The sequence below is a fragment of the Deltaproteobacteria bacterium genome (assembly GCA_016874775.1).
Taxonomy (GTDB): Bacteria; Desulfobacterota; Binatia; order Bin18; family Bin18; genus VGTJ01.
In genome coordinates, this window is record VGTJ01000133.1 from 1 (window position 1) to 18491 (window position 18491).

Annotated in this window: 17 protein-coding genes; 8 read left to right on the top strand and 9 right to left on the bottom strand. The window is 53.1% G+C overall.

Translation table 11 applies throughout. The features are described from left to right. Positions 1 to 509: 509 nt before the first annotated feature. Positions 510 to 914, top strand: a complete 405-nt coding sequence (locus FJ147_20055; protein ID MBM4258174.1) for a hypothetical protein — start codon at positions 510 to 512, stop codon at positions 912 to 914. A gap of 164 nt (positions 915 to 1078) precedes the next feature. On the opposite strand, the gene FJ147_20060 is transcribed toward FJ147_20055, so the two are convergent. Further along, the gene (locus FJ147_20060) at positions 1079 to 1288 is read right to left on the bottom strand and encodes a hypothetical protein (protein MBM4258175.1); all 210 of its coding nucleotides are present in this window, start codon (positions 1286 to 1288) and stop codon (positions 1079 to 1081) included. Between the two features lie 224 nt (positions 1289 to 1512). On the opposite strand from FJ147_20060, the gene FJ147_20065 reads away from it, so the two are divergent. Continuing rightward, the gene (locus FJ147_20065; GenBank protein MBM4258176.1) at positions 1513 to 2598 is read left to right on the top strand and encodes an isocitrate/isopropylmalate dehydrogenase family protein; all 1086 of its coding nucleotides are present in this window, start codon (positions 1513 to 1515) and stop codon (positions 2596 to 2598) included. A 76-nt stretch (positions 2599 to 2674) separates the two neighbouring features. Further along, complete coding sequence (locus FJ147_20070) at positions 2675 to 4264, top strand: amidohydrolase family protein (GenBank protein MBM4258177.1); 1590 nt, start codon at positions 2675 to 2677, stop codon at positions 4262 to 4264. Between the two features lie 318 nt (positions 4265 to 4582). Here the strand turns inward: FJ147_20070 and FJ147_20075 are convergent, their stop codons facing one another. Then, the gene (locus tag FJ147_20075) at positions 4583 to 5017 is read right to left on the bottom strand and encodes a toll/interleukin-1 receptor domain-containing protein (protein ID MBM4258178.1); all 435 of its coding nucleotides are present in this window, start codon (positions 5015 to 5017) and stop codon (positions 4583 to 4585) included. Positions 5018 to 5270: 253 nt separating this feature from the next. Between FJ147_20075 and FJ147_20080 the strand changes: the two genes are divergently transcribed. The 3 genes from FJ147_20080 (at position 5271) to FJ147_20090 (ending at position 8129) form a co-directional block, all read left to right on the top strand. Further along, entirely contained in the window at positions 5271 to 6317 is a 1047-nt protein-coding gene (locus FJ147_20080) for an LLM class flavin-dependent oxidoreductase (protein MBM4258179.1), read from the top strand. Between the two features lie 112 nt (positions 6318 to 6429). Further along, complete coding sequence (locus FJ147_20085; GenBank protein MBM4258180.1) at positions 6430 to 7155, top strand: hypothetical protein; 726 nt, start codon at positions 6430 to 6432, stop codon at positions 7153 to 7155. 119 nt (positions 7156 to 7274) lie between these two features. Continuing rightward, positions 7275 to 8129, top strand: coding sequence for an LLM class F420-dependent oxidoreductase (locus FJ147_20090; protein ID MBM4258181.1), 855 nt, complete (start codon positions 7275 to 7277; stop codon positions 8127 to 8129). Positions 8130 to 8346: 217 nt separating this feature from the next. Here FJ147_20090 and FJ147_20095 read toward each other — a convergent pair whose 3' ends face one another. From FJ147_20095 to FJ147_20110, 4 genes are read right to left on the bottom strand one after another with little or no spacing between them, the layout of a single operon-like run. Next, positions 8347 to 9750, bottom strand: coding sequence for an amidase (locus tag FJ147_20095; protein ID MBM4258182.1), 1404 nt, complete (start codon positions 9748 to 9750; stop codon positions 8347 to 8349). Positions 9751 to 9752: 2 nt separating this feature from the next. Then, on the bottom strand, positions 9753 to 9935 hold the full coding sequence (locus FJ147_20100) for a hypothetical protein (GenBank protein MBM4258183.1): 183 nt from the start codon (positions 9933 to 9935) through the stop codon (positions 9753 to 9755). A gap of 47 nt (positions 9936 to 9982) precedes the next feature. Further along, the gene (locus tag FJ147_20105) at positions 9983 to 10636 is read right to left on the bottom strand and encodes a glutathione S-transferase family protein (GenBank protein MBM4258184.1); all 654 of its coding nucleotides are present in this window, start codon (positions 10634 to 10636) and stop codon (positions 9983 to 9985) included. Next, positions 10633 to 11451 carry an aldo/keto reductase gene (locus FJ147_20110; GenBank protein ID MBM4258185.1) on the bottom strand — a complete coding sequence of 273 codons (819 nt, stop codon included), beginning with the start codon at positions 11449 to 11451 and terminating at the stop codon, positions 10633 to 10635. Before FJ147_20110 ends, FJ147_20105 begins: the two co-directional genes overlap by 4 nt. A 75-nt stretch (positions 11452 to 11526) precedes the next feature. Here FJ147_20110 and FJ147_20115 point away from each other — a divergent pair, with 75 nt between their 5' ends. Further along, positions 11527 to 12195, top strand: a complete 669-nt coding sequence (locus FJ147_20115) for an SOS response-associated peptidase (GenBank protein ID MBM4258186.1) — start codon at positions 11527 to 11529, stop codon at positions 12193 to 12195. A gap of 35 nt (positions 12196 to 12230) precedes the next feature. Then, positions 12231 to 14384: a carbohydrate binding family 9 domain-containing protein gene (locus tag FJ147_20120; GenBank protein MBM4258187.1), complete on the top strand. Its 2154-nt coding sequence runs from the start codon at positions 12231 to 12233 to the stop codon at positions 14382 to 14384. Positions 14385 to 14725: 341 nt separating this feature from the next. Here the strand turns inward: FJ147_20120 and FJ147_20125 are convergent, their stop codons facing one another. The 3 genes from FJ147_20125 to FJ147_20135 form a co-directional block, all read right to left on the bottom strand. Beyond that, positions 14726 to 15265: a carboxymuconolactone decarboxylase family protein gene (locus tag FJ147_20125; GenBank protein ID MBM4258188.1), complete on the bottom strand. Its 540-nt coding sequence runs from the start codon at positions 15263 to 15265 to the stop codon at positions 14726 to 14728. A 63-nt stretch (positions 15266 to 15328) separates the two neighbouring features. Beyond that, positions 15329 to 16687, bottom strand: coding sequence for an MmgE/PrpD family protein (locus tag FJ147_20130; GenBank protein ID MBM4258189.1), 1359 nt, complete (start codon positions 16685 to 16687; stop codon positions 15329 to 15331). A gap of 133 nt (positions 16688 to 16820) precedes the next feature. Beyond that, positions 16821 to 18326 carry an FAD-dependent oxidoreductase gene (locus FJ147_20135; protein ID MBM4258190.1) on the bottom strand — a complete coding sequence of 502 codons (1506 nt, stop codon included), beginning with the start codon at positions 18324 to 18326 and terminating at the stop codon, positions 16821 to 16823. Between the last annotated feature and the right edge of the window lie 165 nt (positions 18327 to 18491).

An 18491-nucleotide genomic window follows, 5' to 3' on the forward strand; every position in this document is an offset into this window, starting at 1 on the left:
CAAAGGCCTACAGGTCTCCGACGATGAGTTTCAAGCGCTCAATATCAAACCCGGTAAGTTTCATGGCGATTGGAACTATACGCTTCTTCCTCGCTCTTAATCGGTAACTTAATTCTTGCCCATGCCTTAGCCTCGACGAAGGTGAATTCTCGAAAAGAAGGTCCCCTAGCAATCGGGAACAGCAGGGTGGATGAGAATATCCCACTTGGGTAACTCGCGATGGCGCTCCAGTCGCTCTTCGACTGCCCGCCTGGCTTTAAAGTGATGCTCAGTTGTCCCGTCTCTTCATCCAGGAGTCCACACGGAATATACTTCGCTGCACCGCCGAAGTCGTGATCGCAGGCCTTCGCTTCAGAAGTGACGAAACGGCCAAGTCTCAGTCATGTAGGCGTGCGGCGAAGGGGCGTTTGCTTTGTTCTCCGACACTTGCTTACCCAGATTGTCCACAGTAAAAGAGCGAGACTGATGTTCCTTCCACGACTGCGGTGAGACAAGAAGAGGAGGAGAGTATGAGGCACGTGATTTTGGCGGCACTATTACTGACCTTTGTGTGGGGGCCACAAGCGAAGGCGCAGTCGGTCTATCCTGACCGACCGATGCAACTACGGATCACTGGCACGTTACTGCCGACAACGTCCGAAAAACGAGAAGACCTCATCTTGGTTGACATTTTCGTCCAGGACAAGCCGTGGCGGTTACGAATCGGCAGGGTGGAAGAGCTGAACGCTTCTGGTCGTGGCGACCCGATCAAGGAAGACTTACTGCTTCGCCAGGTCCGTTTCTATGGTACAGACGAACTGCTTGCCCAGTTGCAGAGTGGCAAGGTCCTCACGATCGAGGGCTCTCTTGACCAGAAAGAACGCCGCTTTCGCGTGACGGCAGTGCAAGAAGGTGGGAAACAGGAACTGAAGTAGGCCTTTGGAACTGGGATGTGGGCTCTGGAACGAGGCGCAAGGGGTCTTTTAGGCGATTTCTTGGAAAAAATATCCCGCAGTCTCTCCGGGGACAACCCGACGTGTACCAGCATCTCGCGCGGCCCGATTTAGAGCCCAGATCCCAAAGCCCGGTTCCTGCTTATTTATGCAGCTTTAGGGAATTCCCGAGTATCCGTCACATCCTGTTTATTTTGGTGCTGCGCTTCACGGGTATCGTGAACACCGATTGCAAAGGCAAATGCCAAAACACAAAAGCTGAGAAGAAGCACCATTCCGACGAGCAACGGTGTAAAATCCGTTGTCATGTCGAGTATCGCTGCGGGAACACCAGAAGAAAATGCGTGCGGGAACATATCTGTTCACCTCCTGAAAGAGATTGAGCGATAAGCACGCTCTACTTTGTATATCAGCAAGAGACGGGCCAGCCCGCAGCGCTTCACTAAACTTGAGAAGTGTAGAATTTTCATAGAGCCACGAGAGGTCTACAGATTTCCCCTGTTACATTATGTGCAAGAGGTGCGTCGTATTATGCAACGTTGCCTTTGCGGCCCCTTCCTCAGCCCGTGACGGCTGTGGTATGTCACCTCGCATGAAGAGCTATAACATCGTGGTGCTCAAAGGGGACGGTATTGGCCCGGAGATCATCGACGCCGCGCTGCGTGTGCTAGAGACGGTCGAGAAGAAGCTTGAACGATTTCAGCTCAACTTGCAGTTCCATCCCGCCGGGGCAGAATGTTATCGCCAAACCGGTACGAACCTGTCGCCACAAGCGTTCGCGGCGTGTAAAACAGCGGACGCTGTGCTGAAAGGACCGATGGGACTGCCTGACGTGCGCAAGCCAGACGGCACAGAAGCTGGGATTCTTGGTGGCGTGCTACGTAACGGGTTAGATCTTTACGCTAATGTCAGGCCGATTCGTTTGTTTCCCGAAGTCGCGACAGCGCTTGCTGGTAAAGTCGCGGGCGATATCGACTACGTGATCGTGCGTGAAAATACCGAAGGGATTTATTTCTCGCGCGGAGCTGGAGAGGTCACCCCTGAAGGCGTCAGGGATACGATCGTTACGACTCGGACAGGTACCGAACGGATTGTGAAGTTTGCTTTCGAGTTGGCGCGCAAGCGTCCAGGTGCACCGCACGATGGTGTAAAACGCGTCACCTGTATCGACAAAAGCAACGTGCTGCGCAGTTACGTGTTATTTCGTCAAATCTTTGAGGAAGTCGGCAAACAGTATCCTGACATTGAGAAACAGTGCCTCTATGCCGACGCGGCAGCGCAAGCGTTGATCCTCTGGCCTGAGCGTTTCTCAGTCATTGTCTGTGAGAATTTCCTCGGTGATATTTTCAGCGATCTCGGAGCGGCCACTGCTGGTGGGCTCGGCTTCTGTGGGGCAGCCAATATCGGCACTCAGCACGCTGTGTTCGAGACGACGCACGGTTCTGCTCCTACCTTGACGGGAACCAATAAGGCGAATCCTATTTCCGCAATGCTCGCTGCAGCGATGATGCTCGAATATCTAGGTGAGACCTCAGCCAGCGAGGCGATTCGCGAGGCGGTTGAGACGACGTGCAAAGACCGGCGGGTATGGATTGATACCGAAGGGTGCCCTGTAGAAGGAACACAGGCGGTGACCGAAGCGATTGTGCAGTGTATCGATGTGTAAAACGTAAATAGGTAAAACGGAAAAGGAGAGCGGCTGTGGTTACGTTTTACCTGTCTTCGGTGAGGAGGATCACCCTATGACAATCCCAAATTTCAACGATCGTGGCGGCTGCTTTCTCTGCAACACTGGAGAGTCCGAGGGAAATACCAATCTCACCCGCCGTCGCTTTCTCTCCGGGAGTGCTATTGCTGGAGCAACGTTCGCCACTGCAGTGACTGGGACTCCATCTCCTGCCTTTGCCCGTAAATCTCCAGCGCGCGTACAACCCCCACATCGCGATTGCATCATCGAGGCCTCGTGGGCGTTGACCTATACCGATGGCAAACTTGCGTTGCTGCCCGATGCGTCGGTGCGTGTCAAAGACGATCGTATCGAAGAGGTGAAATCTGGGCGTATTGCGGGTCGTACGAAACGGGTGCATGCGCATGGGCAACTCCTCTTGCCAGGTTTGATTTCTGGTCATACGCATGCCTGCTCAGCGTCACCAACTCGTGGTCTCATCGAAAGTGGGCGGTCATACGCACGGCCACTCGAAGTCGTAGAATCGCTCACAGATGAAGAGTTGGATGCGTTAACTGCGTACAATGTCGCTGAACTGCTGCGTTCAGGTTGCACGACCCATGTCGAGATGAGCCTCAGTCTGCGCCAGGCACAATCTTACGTTCGTATCGCCAAACGCTGGGGTGTACGTGGTTACCCCGGCGGCATGATTCCTGGGATCGCACGTCTCTTCCCAATCTGGTTTCGTAAAGATGACCAGGTGTTGCGTGATTCCGTTCAAGACACGCTCAAAGAGATTGAAGCCAATCGACAATTTGGTTTAGCCAACAACAATGCCGAAGATGGCCGCATCCGACCACAAATGACGCCACATGCGACCGACACACATACGCCGGAGACGATCACGGCAATCCTTGCTGCCGCAAAAGAATTGGGCAACGGTATTCACATTCACTTGTCACAAGGCGCTGGCGAGAATACCGCGGTGAAACGGTTGTGGAACAAACGCCCCGCTGAGTGGCTAGAAGGACTTGAGTTTTACTCACAACCGGTTTTTGCCGCTCACTTGCTTGCCGCTGAACCAGCAAGCGATCTGCCAGTATTGGTTCGCAATAAAGTCACCTTCGGTCATTGCCCCTCTGCCAATGGGGCTGGTGGCAGTAGCGGTTTACATCCATATCCAGAAGCACTCGCGGCTGGTCTGAACACGTCTATTGGTATTGATACCCACTCAAACGATTACGTCGAAAACATTAAACTCGCAGTGCTGTATGGTCGAGCACGCGCGCGGCTACTGGCAGACAAGAGTCCAGTGCCATTGAAAGCGCCAACCTTGTGGGATGCCATCGCCAGCGCGACTGTGAATCCAGCCAACGGCTTAAAACGCGACGACCTCGGTCGCATAGCCGTCGGTGCCAAAGCCGACCTGTGCACGATCGATGTGTCTGGCTTGCTCACTGGGGTCGGTACTGTCCCACCTGAACCGCTCAATAATCTGCTCTATGCCAATGGTCTATGTGTTCGTCATGTTATGACTGATGGTAACTTTCAGTTTTATGACGGACGTATGGTGATTGATGACGAAGCTCGGGTGCTCCAGCGTGGCGGAGCGGTCGTCGCAAAAGTATGGGAGCAATTGCGCACGGAGAAGTGGTTTGAGGCGTAGGCATTATTGCCCGAGTGGACGTTCTTCAGTTCCCTCTCCCTGCCAGGGAGAGGGCTAGGGCTCATAAGGGTAGGTTTTTCAGCCAAGCCACAATCGGCGCAGATTTCCCATCGTTGGGCTCCGCGTGTTCGTCATGCCCGCGCAGGCGGGCATCCAGGAGCTTCAACCTTGAACTATTGCATATTCCCCCTGGATTCCCGCTTTCGCGGGAATGACGACTTGTCTTTTCTCAGCGTAAAAACCTACCCCTGAAAGGAGGACTAGGGTGAGGGTCGAAGCGATGAATAGTTACTCCTGGCTCATCGCCATACGCACGTTCTACCGCTTCCTCAACTTCTCCACCGTCTGTCGAATGCCTTGCGCGACATTGACCCATGCTTCATCACGGTTTGTCCAGGTGGTAACGGGTCTTGCATCTTTCGGTAAGGCTTGGAGTTTCCCGAATAACGCCCCACTCCAATCAACCGGACGAGTAATAATTGGAACAACACATGCCGTTCCATCATCGTGGCGTTTCAGGGCAGTTTTCATTTCTCTATCGTAGCAGTAGTCTGAGGCAAGAAAGTCTGCACTCACCAACAGCAAGATAAGATGTGCGGCTTCAAGGTTTTCATCAATGGCATTGGCCCATTCTTGCCCAGCCGTAATCTTGCGATCGTGCCAGACATCGATTACACCTTGCCGCTTGAGCAATGAGAGGTGTGTTTCGAGTTCTTCACGAAACGCCTCATCAGGAACGGCCTTTGGCCTTATCCCGGCCTACGTTGCTTTTGTTGCTCTTGCAAACCTTCCCTGAATCGGCGAAAAGGCCTTGTACCTTACTCTGAGGTTAGTTGTCGTTGAGCTTCGTTTGTTGCCTAGCTTTTTCACCCTCACCCTAGCCCTCTCCCTACGAGGGAGAGGGGACCGGACAGACGTTGACCACAAGTAGGTGAAAGGAGAGGGGACCTGAGAAAGGGCTATGGAGGCGTAGCGACCGACGGGAGTAAGGGAGGAGGGGCCGCTTATGAAATTCGGTTTACATTACCAACTTCCTTGCTCACCATCGCAGTCGCCGGTGCAACGCTACCGCGATACGATTGAACAATGCGTTTGTGCTGAAACTCTTGGCTTTGAGTCGGTGTGGCCGGTGGAGCAGCATTTCAATCCTAATCTTTCGAGTATTCCGGCGCCGTTGTTGCTTTTGTCTGCTGTGGCTGAACGAACCACGAATCTTCGATTAGGAATTGCGGTGATCTTGTTGTCGCTCTCACATCCTGTGCGAGTCGCTGAGGAAATTGCCACTTTGGATGTCATCAGCAATGGACGGGTGGAGTTTGGTATCGGGCGTGGGTCGATTCCGACACACTTCTCTGGTTTTGGTCTCAAGCAAGCCGAAAGTCGTGAGCGGATGATGGAGGGGTTAGATCTTATCCGCCACATCTGGACACACGAGCGCTGTTCGTATCAGGGGAAATTCTGGCAGGTGGAAAATATCTCGGTGATTCCTAGACCTGTACAACAACCACATCCACCGATCCGACTCGCAGCCAATAGTAAGGAGTCGTTTGAGCAGTTTGGGCGTATGGGAGAACCCATCTTTGTTGCCGCGCAGGTCAATCCGTTTCGCAAGATTCGTGAGTTGTTACCCATCTATCATCAAGAGCGCAAAGCGGCTGGACATCCCGACACAAGTGGTGAGGATGTGACACTATTGATGCCGCTGTATGTTGGTGAAAACCATGAGCAGATGAGGCACGACCTCGAACCGAGTATTCGCCACTTTCTCGCGCAGGTAGCGTCCATCTATGCGATGGCTGGTCCAGTGCTCGAAGGTCGCCTCAAGGAAGTGATGGAACGGGTACGCAGCATGACCTACGATCAGATGCGGGAAGTAATGGCGGTGTTCGAAACGCCAGAAGCCTGCGTGGAACGGCTGAAGGAGTTTCAGCAAGAATTCGGTATGGGGCGGGTGATTTGTTGGTTCAATCCCGGTGGGATGGTGCCGCATGAGAAGGTCCTGCGGAGTATGGAGTTGTTTGCGAAGAAAGTGATGCCGCACTTTAGGGGCTAGGGGCTGGGGACTTGGGACTAGTTTTTCTGTTTCACAAGCCCCAAGCCTCTAGCCCCAAGCCCCAAAGGGCGGACTTTGGACTTTAGACCTTGGACTTTGGACTTAAAGTACAATGAACTACAAACGTGAATTCCTCGACTTATTATTAAAAAAAGATGCCTTGAAGATTGCCAAGGATGCGAACTCGTTCTTCAAGCTGAAGAGTGGTCGCATGAGTCCGACGTTTGCCTCAATTGGTTCGCTTACTGACGGTGAGAGTTTGGCAATTCTCAAGAAGGGCTACAGCGCTGCTGCATTCGACGGCGTGAGGAACGGGGTGTTGAAAGATTTCCAGTATGTCTTTGGCCCAGCCTATAAAGGCATCAATCTGTGCGCATTGACGTGTGAAGGTCTGTATGAGCAGTTCAATAAGAACACGTGTTACCTCTACGACCGTAAAGAAGAGAAAGCGCATGGAGAGGCAACGCAAGCTGGCGATGCTGGCAAGTTGATTGTCGGGGCAGAGAAGTTTGTCCAAGGGGGCGGTATTTTACTGGTCGATGACGTAATCACGACCGGACAAGCAAAGTATGAAGCTTTGGAGAAGATTCGTTTGCTTAGGCAGTATACACTCTCTGGCATGGTAATCGCGGTTGATCGACAAGAGCTGATGGGCGATGCGCAGAATGCAGGCACCCAGAGCGCTGTGCAAGCAATGGATAAGGGGCTAGGCATCAAGACTGTAGCGATTCTGACTATGCAGGACATTTATTCATTGGTGAAAGACTCGCTTGATAAGAATGTTCGCCGCGCCTGGGTGGAGTATTATGAAAAGTTTGGCGCGGTGCCCATGGAATAAGTTTAAAGTTGGAACTTTTGGGACTAGGGGCTAGAGGCTTGGGGCTTGTAAAACAGAAAAACTAGTCCTAGTCCCACGTATCACGCAACACGTACCACGTTCTACACAAGGAGGCTTCCATGAAAATCGGTGTGTTCGAATTTGCGATCGATAATTCCGCTGATCCGGCAGTACTAGCCAAGCGCGCTGAGGAACTCGGCTTTGCGTCGTTCTGGGTGCCGGAGCATCCAATCATTCCGCTCAAGACCTCAGTGCCGTATCCGGGTTCAGCTGATGGCATTATTCCTGATGCCTATGGTCGGATTATGGACCCGTTTGTTGCCTTGGCGCATGTTTCAGGTGCGACCAAGACCATTCAGCTTGGCACTGGTATCTGCTTGATTCCTGAACGTAACCCGTTGTTACTGGCGAAAGAAGTCGCGACACTTGATCGTCTTTCTGGTGGACGCTTTATCTTTGGTATCGGTGCCGGATGGTTGAAAGAAGAGACTGAGATCATGGGCGGTGATTTCGCTCATCGCTGGACGCAGACCAAGGAAGGTATCATGGCGATGAAGGAATTGTGGACCAAGGACGAATCTTCATATCAAGGGAAGTATTACAACTTTCCCGCCGTGCGTTCCTTTCCTAAACCGCATCAGAAACCGCATCCGCCAATATTTATGGGTGGCACAGCGAAGAATGTCTTCCAGCGGGTGGTTGACTGGGGCAATGGCTGGATGCCGGTGCGTGCCGAGATTGAGCAGATCAAAGAAGGTCGACAAACATTGAATCATCTGGCTGAGAAGGCTGGCCGCGATCCCAAATCGATTCAAGTCTTGGCCTTCGGCTGGCCTGGAGGCTATCGCAATCGCGAAGAAATTGATGCGCTCGCCAAAGCTGGTGTTGACCATTGTACGATTTGGCTCACGCAGAGTGAGACTTCGGACGCGGTGAAGGAGATTGAGCAGTTGGCGAGGGCGGTGTTGAAGTAACGGGGAAGGGGGTTAGGGGTTGGCGAATGCAGATTATGGGAATTGCGAATTGAGAAGGAACCGTTTGCAAACTTCGGGTTCCCCTCTCCAGTCATTGTAGGGGTGAGGTTCGGGAAAGACGGCAATAGACTATCTTACCCTTTAGCTTTCTACCCTCACCCTAGCCCTCTCCCTGCAAGGGAGAGGGGACTTCAAGTTCTTTCCGCCTCAGATTGACTCAAAGGGCTGGATGCTGCTTATACCACCCCGCCGCTTGCTCATACGCATATCCAGCCTGAAACACGGTCGTCTCATCAAATGGTTTCCCAGCCAGTTGAAAACCAATCGGCAAGCCACTGGCACTAAACCCGCACGGCACTGACAGTGCAGGGAAACCGGTGACATTGAAAATCGGCGTATAGATCGAGAAGTTCTCCTCAGAGATAAACATCCCTTCGGCTGGCTGCGCACGAATCCGTCCCGGTAAAAATCCGGTTGTCGGTAACATGAAGAGATCGATCGCTTCTAACTGCTTGAGCATTTCGCGACGCAACTGATCGCGTACACGTTGCGCTTGTAAATAGCCGGTGGCGCTGACTAACGAGCCCATAGCTAATGTCAAACGCAAATCTGGGTTGTAATCGTTGGGCCGTTTCTTCATGTCTTCCAGGTGGTACGCCGCCGCATCCGCTGCCAGCGTCGGCCAGAAGAATGCCCAGAGATCGCCGAACGAAATTGACTCCACATCTGTCACTTTCGCGCCCAGTGTCGACATCTGCGTCACGGCTTTTTCGAAGGAGGCCAAAATTTCCTTATCACAATTAGCCATGAACAAGTTGCGCGGAATGCCGATGCGCATGCCTTTGATGTCGTGGCCGAGTTTCGCACTGTAGTCTGGCACTGGTTCATTAGCCGATGCCGGGTCAAGCGGATCATAACCAGCACAAGCTTGTAACATCAAAGCACAGTCCCTCACTGTTCGTGTCATCGGTCCAGTGTGATCCAAGTTCCACGACAGCGGAAATACTCCGGCGCGACTGACACGACCATACGTCGCCTTCATACCGACAATGCTACAACAAAACGCTGGCCAGCGAATCGATCCGCCTGTGTCACTGCCCATCGCACCATATGCGAGCCCTGCGGCAACCGCTGCTCCTGAGCCACTGCTCGAACCACCTGGATCGATGTCGGTATTCCACGGATTACGTGCAGGCTGGAAATGTGAGGCTAAGGTCGGTAACCCAAGCGCAAATTCGTAGGTCGCCAGTTTCCCGAGCACAATGCTACCCGCTTGTTTGAGTTTTTTGACGGACGTGCAGTCGTCTTTGGCGACATAGTCTTTGCGTAGTTTCGAGCCGCAGGTGGTTGGGCCAGATTCATAGATGTCTTTGATGGCGACCGGCACGCCGTGCATGGGACCGAGGTACTTTCCGGCTTTGATTTGCGCTTCAGCTTCACGCGCCGCGCGGAGAGCTTCGGCAGAGAACACGGTGTAGTAGGAGTGCAAGCGCGAATCGAGGGCGGTGATGCGGTCGAGCATGGCTTGCGTCACTTCGACCGGCGAGAGTTCGCGTTTCGCCAGCAAGTTGGAAACCTCAGCTAGCGAGAGATAGGCCAATTGGGCAGATGTTTGTGCCATGATTAGCCCTCCACCTTTGCATGAAATGTTACCGCCGGTTCGGATTCAGGTTGTAACATTTTTTGTACGATGGTTTCCCACTTCTGCAGACTTGCGTGCGCTTTCGCGAGCAGATCGATCTCCTGCGCGCTGAGCGAAATACCCAGTGCCGCTAGTCGCTCCGTAACAACTTGTTTGTGGTCCATGGGTCCCTCCTTTTCACCGATCGATGGTGTTTCTGAATCAGATCGATTTAGATTGCTAACTGTTTTTCCATCCGTTGAAACCAATTTTTCAGAGACGGTGTTGCTTCAAGAAACGGCTCGCGGCTGACCGAGGTGATCCACTTGAACGAACCGAACAGGCAGAGGTCGGCATAACTCATTGTGCCGAAGAAATAGTCTTGCCCGGCAATTGCGAGGTTTAAATCTCCTATCACGGCGCGCATCCGTGCCCGAAATTCTGGACGCTTGGCTGCGGCGGTTTCCAGTTTCATGCCGAGCCGCTCCTCACGCGACTTACGAAAGTAGTCGCGATCGATCGGATCAACGCACTCGAAAATGTCAGTCACGACGACCGGGAATAACGCCGTGTGAACCGTGCGGTCGACATAGAGGTTGAAGAAACGACAGGCCTCTTTCAAGCCGAGGCCAGGGAAGATTTTCGGGTCTGGTCGCGTTTCCTCAAGATACTCCGCAATGGTCCACGAATCGGAGATGCTCTTGCCGTCGTCTTTGATCACCGGCACTCGATCTTGTCCGGAGAAGGCCAGTTTGGCTTTGTCAGAGAAACGGATCGGCACGGTCGTATAGGGGATTTTTTTGTAGGCCAGGACAGCCTTGCTGCGCCAACAAAACGGACTGAAACGAAGATTATAGGCACCTACGAGATCGTAGAGTTCAATCATGACAGCATCCCTTCTAAGCGACGGCGTACGTCGTGAGACAATACCGGCCCATCAGCACTTTGCGCGTTTTCTGTGACCCGTTCAAGACGGGAGGTGGCAGGGAGCAGAGAGGTGACGTCTGGATTCGCCAGGGCGTACTTTAATAGGGCCTGGCCTGGAGTGGCGACTCCATAACGGCTGAGAAAGGAGAGGTCCTGACGTTCCAACGGCTGTAACAATTTGTTGCGGTCAAAGATGGGGGCGATTGGCGTCATGACGAGTACGCCGAGGTTGAGTTGCCTCGCCAGCGGGATAATCTCTTTTTCTGCTTCCCGATCACCGAGATTGTAGGGAATCTGAATGGTGTCAAACTTCTCGGTGCGCATCGCCTGCATCATCTCAGGAAACATACTGGTGCGATAGTCAGTGATACCGAGGAAGCGAATACGTCCTTTCGCTTGGTATTCTTCGAGGATTGGGGTGACCTCTTGCCAGGCTGACATGTTGTGAATCTGCATCAGGTCAACGACGTCGACCTGGAGCTTACGGAACGATTGTTCGATCAATTTGCGTGCTGAACATTGATCATAGGCGAGGACTTTGGTGGCGACGACGACACTTTTGCGCCGCCCTTTGAGCACTTCACCAAGGACATCTTCGGCGGTCCCGTACATAGGGGCAGTATCAAAAAGATTGACGCCACAGCGCAGTGCTTCAGTCACTAGTGAATGGACACGTTCGACCTCTTTCGGGCCGCGGACATCAAACGACTTCCACGTGCCCATGCTGATCGTGCTGACTTCAAGGCCAGTCCGGCCCAGGGTTCGATATTGCATGTGTGCTGGATTCCTTCCCACCGCTGCTTTCGCTATACATATGCCATTACAGGCCACGAGGTAAAGACAGAGATCATGTGCGGACGATTTACTCTCACAACCGACGGCAGCCAGATAGAAGAGCGATTTTCCTTTCGCATGGCCAACTTTCCGTTGACGCCTCACTACAATATCGCCCCTTCGCAGCCCGCCCTTAGTGTGATGAGCGATGGAAAAGAGCATCGTGCGGGCTTCCTCCGTTGGGGGTTGATTCCCTCATGGGCAAAGGACGAAGCCATCGGAAGTCGTATGATCAATGCGCGTGCTGAAACATTAGCCGAGAAACCGAGCTTTAAGCGCGCGTTGCAAAAGCGTCGCTGCCTGGTCATTGCCGATGGTTTCTATGAATGGAGAGCTGCAGGAAAGAAAAAAACGCCGATGTTTATTGCGTTGAAATCACACCAGCCGTTTGGTTTCGCGGGATTGTGGGAAACCTGGACGTCACCAAAAGATGAAACGATCCACTCGTGTACGATCATTACCACTACCCCGAACTCCCTGATGGCAACGATTCACAACCGCATGCCGGTGATCTTACCGCGTACGGGAGAAGCGTTGTGGCTCGACCGCTCGGTTGATGGTCCGCAAAAGCTGTTGCCATTGTTGGTGCCATATGTTGACACAGAGATGGTCGCCTACGAAGTTTCACAACTCGTGAACTCGCCACGAAACGATCTGCCGGCTTGTATTGAGCCAGTGCGATAAATCGGCGCGCCTCTCCGTTCTGCTATTATCTCCTCATGCGTTCTGTGTTTATCCGAACCCTCATCGCGGCAGTGCTTGTCTGTGCTGGGACGATGCCGCTATACGCTTCCACTAGTGATCCACCCGAAGTGCGCGTGACGTATACCGAAGCCCAGATTACGATTGATGGTGCTCTCGATGAGCCCCCCTGGCAGCAAGCTGAGGTCACTGATTCGCTACGACAACGAGAACCGACCGAAGGCGCTCCAGCCTCCGAGCGTACTGAGGTGCGGGTGCTGTACTCGCGTGCGCGCCTCTACATTGGTGTGATCTGTTTCGACTCCCAACCCGAGGCAATCGTCACCTCGCGCTATGATCGTGATGCCGACCTTGGCGCTGATGACCGTATCTCGGTGTTGTTCGACACGTTTCTCGATCGTCGTAACGCTTTTGCATTTCAAGTCAATTCTGCTGGTGCACGGTTCGATTGGATCATTACTGATGAAGGGCAAGACCGTAATCTCGATTGGAATGGTATTTGGTATGCGCGGACGCGGCGTTCTGCGCAGGGATGGACTGCAGAGATCGCGATTCCGTTTCAGACGCTGAGTTTCGTGACCGGGCAAACCGAGTGGGGGTTCAATATCCAGCGGATTATCAAGCGACGCAACGAAGAGGTCGTGTGGAGTGGGTATCGACAGAACCTCGACTTTTCCCGTGTCTCGGTGGCTGGACGACTCAGAGGGTTGGAAAGGATCGATCCTGGTATCGGCTTGGACGTCTCGCCGTTTATCACCACGGCGGTCAAGCGCGGTGCCACAGTGCTGAAACCTGGGCTTGACGCATTTTATAATATCACTCCGAGTTTGACGCTGAGCCTGACGGCGAACACGGATTTTGCCGAGACCGAGATTGATGAGTCGCAAGTCAATCTAACGCGATTTCCGCTTTTCTTCCCCGAGAAACGGCAATTCTTTTTAGAAGATGCGGGGAATTTTGCGGTGAACGATTTGACCTCGACATCAGGACCGTTGGTCATAATCCCGTTTTTCAGTCGCCGCATCGGCATCGCCGATGACGGTAAGCAAGTCGATCTCCTTGGTGGTGCAAAGCTGAGTGGTCGGATTGGTGACTATCGTGTTGGTTTACTCAACGTGCAGACCGAGAAACGCCGCCCGATTGCTGACGAGAATTTCACTGTCATGCGTGTCAAGCGCGACATCGGAGAGAAATCTTCGATTGGCTTTATTGCCACACGCCGCGATCCCTCGCGGGGCACCGCTAGCGGGCTTGTCGGTGGAGATTTTCTCTACAGTACCTCGCGGTTTTTGCGTGAGAAAAATCTCACCTTCTCTGGGTTTTTTTTGAAAAGCTATATTCCTGGCACGACAAAGAACCTTGCCTGGGGGAATCAGGTCAATTTGCCGAACGACACGTGGACGATCTTCGGCTCGTATCGCGAGGTACAGAAGCAGTTCGACGCAACGATGGGATTCGTCCCGCGTAAAGGTATTCGTCGCTTTGGCTGGTATCTTGAAGCCGCTCCACGTCCCAAGCGCTGGAGAACGCGGCAAATTGCCTGTGCGTTTGACGGCAACTATTTGGCCAATCCTGATTCTGGCCAATTGCTCACCCGTAATGTCAATTTTTCTTGCGATTGGCGGTTTGAAAGCGGCGATTCTTTCAATTTTCGTACCCAGGAGACTTTTGAACGACTTGTCGAACCCTTCACCATCAGTGATGGAGTCGTGATCCCTGCGGGAGGGTATGCATTTCGTCGCCACCGGGCCATCTTTCGCAGTGCGGATAAGCGCCCGTTCTCGGTGCGCTTGAGTTATGAGTGGGGAGATTTCTACCGTGGCAAACGCGACGAGTGGCAAGCGCGGTTAGATTTCCGCCCCGGACCTGCGCTCTTTCTCAGTGCAGAATACCAGCAGAACGACATCCGCTTACCGGAAGGAAATTTCGTTGTTCGTTTGCTACGGATGCGATTGAGCCTGGCTTTGAATCCTGATGTGTCCTGGTTCAATTTCGTGCAGTATGACACGGTGTCCGAAGTGTTAGGGCTGAACTCGCGCTTTCGCTGGATCATCGAGCCTGGGAACGAAGTTTTTCTGGTCTATAACCACAACTGGCGTGGTGCTGGAGGGGACTTGCGACCAATCCTGCGTGAAGGGCGAATTAAGGTGCGGTATACGTATCGTTTCTAAAACAGGCTATAGGCTAAAGGGAAGACAAATATTGGCTCTGGGCGCTGGGTGCTAGTAGTCAGTCCAGAAAATTTTGACGGATACCTCAAGGGACGTCATTCCCGCGAAAGCGGGAATCCAGGAGGCTTAACCACAGGCCAATGCTCAATTTCCCTGGATGCCCGCCTGCGCGGGCATGACGAAAACCTATCCCTCAAAATTAAATGGACTGACTACTAGGCTCTAGAGAGACGAAGTAAGAATAAAGCAGAAACACGTAAAATGAGTCTCCTGAATTTTTTCCCTTCCTCCTTCAGCCTTCTTTCTTCCCTAAAGCCTAAAGCCTGAAGCCTATAGCCTTCCTAATGTTTTCTCGCGTCCGGTTCCAGTTCCACCTGCATCGGCACCAGAAAGCGTACGACCATATTGTAGAAGCCGGTGTTGAGTGTCAGCTCAACGATTTGTTCGTTATCCAGAAACTGACGTAACGCATCAAACGTAGCGTCGGCAACTTTCACATTTTGTGTCACTTCGGTCGCGTAGCGAATTACGGCACGTTCTTGTTCATTGAATGTCGGATCTGTTTCCCATGCCGCTAAGCGGTCGAGTTGCTCTTGTCGTACCCCCACACTCTTTGCCAGCCGTTGATGATGCACATATTCGTACTCAGCATTGGTCAGGCGACCAACGGTAAGAATAGCTAACTCGCGTAGTCGAGGATCCAGACGCGTGCGATTGCGCAAGCCATCACTGAAATACAACATCCGCCGCAGTAACAGCGGACTATGCGCGACAGTGCGAAAGATGTTGCCGATACTCCCGCGTTGCGCGAGGAGATTATCGAAGATGTCACGCTCCATTTCGGGCAATTGATCACGATCGAGATATGGTACACGAGCCATCGTTCCTCCTTTTTCTTTGCGGTGAGTTGAGTAGCGTGCGCCGTGCGCACGCTGGGATCTTCTTCAGCAGCTAAAGCAGCCTGCCAGCGAAATTAATTCGTGAACTCCGTTTGTGTCAAGACTCTGTAGATTTTCGACCAACTCAATACAACGCGCAACGGCACTAGGGTCGAGGCGCGTTGCTAGACAGTCACGTACTTTCACTAAATGTTCCTCGCGAGAGAGCGGAGTTCCCCAGAAGCCTTTTGGTCCACGGCATGTGGCGGTCTCTTGGCGTCCATCTACCAGCGCAACGGTCACATCCACCCACATCTTCTCCATGACATCAGGAATCTCGGGAGACTGAATAACCGTAATGGTGGGGAGCAATGCGGCCATATCGGCACGAAAGCGACGTCCGTCAGAGAAAGAACCCACGGTGACCTCACCATCAAGTAACGCTACAGCAGTGGTGTATTGAAAGCTAAATTTGCCATCGAGCCCGGTGCGAGGCGCAGGGCGATTCACGTACGGCATCACCGGCATTGTGATGTGGACAGCACGAATGCGCGAAGGGTTGCCGACCTGCGGGCGAACTGCAAGCGCAGCCGTAATGGCAAAATGTGTGGCATACTGACTTGGGAACATCTTGATCGCGAATCCCGGATCAACCAAGCGATACGGACGCCCAAAGGCGAGTAGCGCTGGAACATCAAAGGTGTTGCCAAAGAACACATCCGTAAAACCGTTGGCAGCCTCAAAGATCTCTGTATTCCCGGTAAATCCACGTTGCGCCAATAGCGCCGCATCAAGTCCGGCGGATCCGGCCCAGCCACAATGCGTTGCTTTGGTCATGGTGCCGACATTCGCCATTAAACCCCCGGCACGAGAGGCCGCAATACCAAGAGCGTTACGAAGTTGTTGTGTGTCGAGCCCGAGAAGATGCGCTGAAGCGACGGCTGAGCCCATGACTCCGACAATGCCTGGTGGATGATACTTTAAGTGACCCGGTGCATTCTGCTGTGAGGCGAGGCGAATGCGTCCCTGGATCTCGCAGCCTTTGACGAAGGCGGCAATGACTCCTTGTCCATTTGCTTTCGTGCTTTCAGCAAGAGCTAAGACTGCCGGTAGGGTTGGAGAAGTCGCATGCGTTGGCGGACTCCACATTGGCTCGTAGTCGAGCACGTGCATCGACACGCCGTTCACATACGCTGCTGACACCGGCGAGGTCTTGAACCCTTGGCCCAGCACAGTGGCGACGTCTTTCGCTCCCTGGCTTTTGAGGTGGTCAGCAAGAATGCGCGGCCCGTCTTCACCTGCTCCCGCAACGGCAACGGCAATCCCGTCAAGGATAATTCGTTTCGCGACATCGACGACCGTGGTAGGGAGGGTCTCGAATGTTGTTGCAGTGATGATGTGACAAAGTTGTTCGGTGAGGTTCATGAGAGCATTTCTTTCTTCTAAAGAGCACGAGGTTGGTACTGCGAGAGTGTCACCCTGAACGCAGAGAAGGGTCTCTCAGCGGGATTCCTTGCTGCGTTCAGCATGACAACTCCACGTGGCTACTGTGAAGAGTTCACAACCCCCGCGCCAACATCGACGCATGCTGCCCTGCGATGCGTCCAAATACCGCACCGCGCATCAACCCTGCTCCAGCCGGATAGTTAGAGTAAAAGAAACCGCCAGTGATCTCTCCAGTCGCGAATAAGCCGGGAATTGGACGTTCTAAATAGTCAACGACTTGCGCATTGGTGTCGATGCGAATGCCTCCGAAAGTAAAGGTAATCCCCAATGACACGGGATACGCGCAGAAGGGTGGTTGGTCGAGTCGTATGGCCCAGTTGGTCTTTTCCGGTTTCAGGCCGTTCGTATGTTTGCCATCGAGCACATCGGGATTAAACACACCGTCGGCAACGGCAGCATTATACTCTTCTAACGTCTTCAACATCGTGGCTTTACGGATGTTCAACGAGCGATACCGCGCGTCGATATAGTCAACCAAATCTGCCAGTGTATCTGCGGTCACCGGTGAGCCGGTATTGTAACGCGTTTCCAATAAAGGAACGGTTTTCTGGTCAAAAATCTGAAAAACGGTCGCACTGCGCTGCTGCAGAATGATCCGGCCCATCTTGGCGTAGGTGTAGAGATTGAAATCTTCTCCCTCGTCGACGAAACGTTCACCATCGAGATTCACCATTACCGAGAAGGGATAGGACAGGCGGTTAGTTTTATCGGTCAAGCGTAACTCGCCATAGATCGGTGCGTCGGCATCGATCGGTGTTGCATGGCATCCTGCCCATTCGCCGTAACTTTGCGCCCCTCTGGCTAATGCTTCACGTGTCATCTCTCCGGTGTTAAAGCGTGTGCCGCGCACTTTCACCAGACTCCACGCAGGACCAAGGTAGGCGGTGCGCATTTCGGGATTGGCTTGAAACCCACCGCTGCCAAGAACCAACGCTCGACAGTTCAGGAGATTGAGACCTTCGGGGCCACGTACTTCAAGACCAGTGACGCGGCCATCGTTGGCAGTGGCGAGGCGTAACGCTTGAGTTTCGTAGAGAACTGAAACTCCCGCTTCCTCTGCGATACGGAAGAGAGCTGATGAAAGAATAACGCCTTCACCTTTCACACGAAGTGCACCACCGAGTGGCAACTTGACTTTTGCCGCGCCAGGAACGGTGACTGCACCCACGGCACGGTTGAATTCCCACGGTACGCCAAGATCAGCCATCCAGCGTACGGTGTCATACGACTGATCAACCAACGTTGTGCTCAACTCCTGATCGTTGCGTCCGCCAGCGACACGCTCTAAATCGCGTAGATATGTTTCACGTGGGTATGGATCAGCAACGACGGTGTCAGGGTTATCATGCGACCGAACAATAGGAATCAAATCTTCCAGGTCAGCGTAGGTACAGCGGAACAACCCACCAGAGAAGCGCGTGTTGCCACCACGCAACTTTTGTGAGGCTTTCTCGACAACCACGACGCGTGCTCCTTCGGCCCGAGCAGCAAGGGCGGCAGTGAGCGCGGCATTGCCCGCACCAACAACAATCACATCGAAATCAGCATTTGGCACAATCTTTCCCCCTTATGGTACGGTGCATTTAGACCGAAAACTAAAAGCCCGTCAATTTGTTGGAAGACAAGCCAAGTAGGCCGGAATAAGCGTAGCGTTTCCGGCGCAAGCTTGCTCATCCGCAATCCGAATTCAGCAATCCGAAATTCCCCCCCCCCCGCCCTCTTG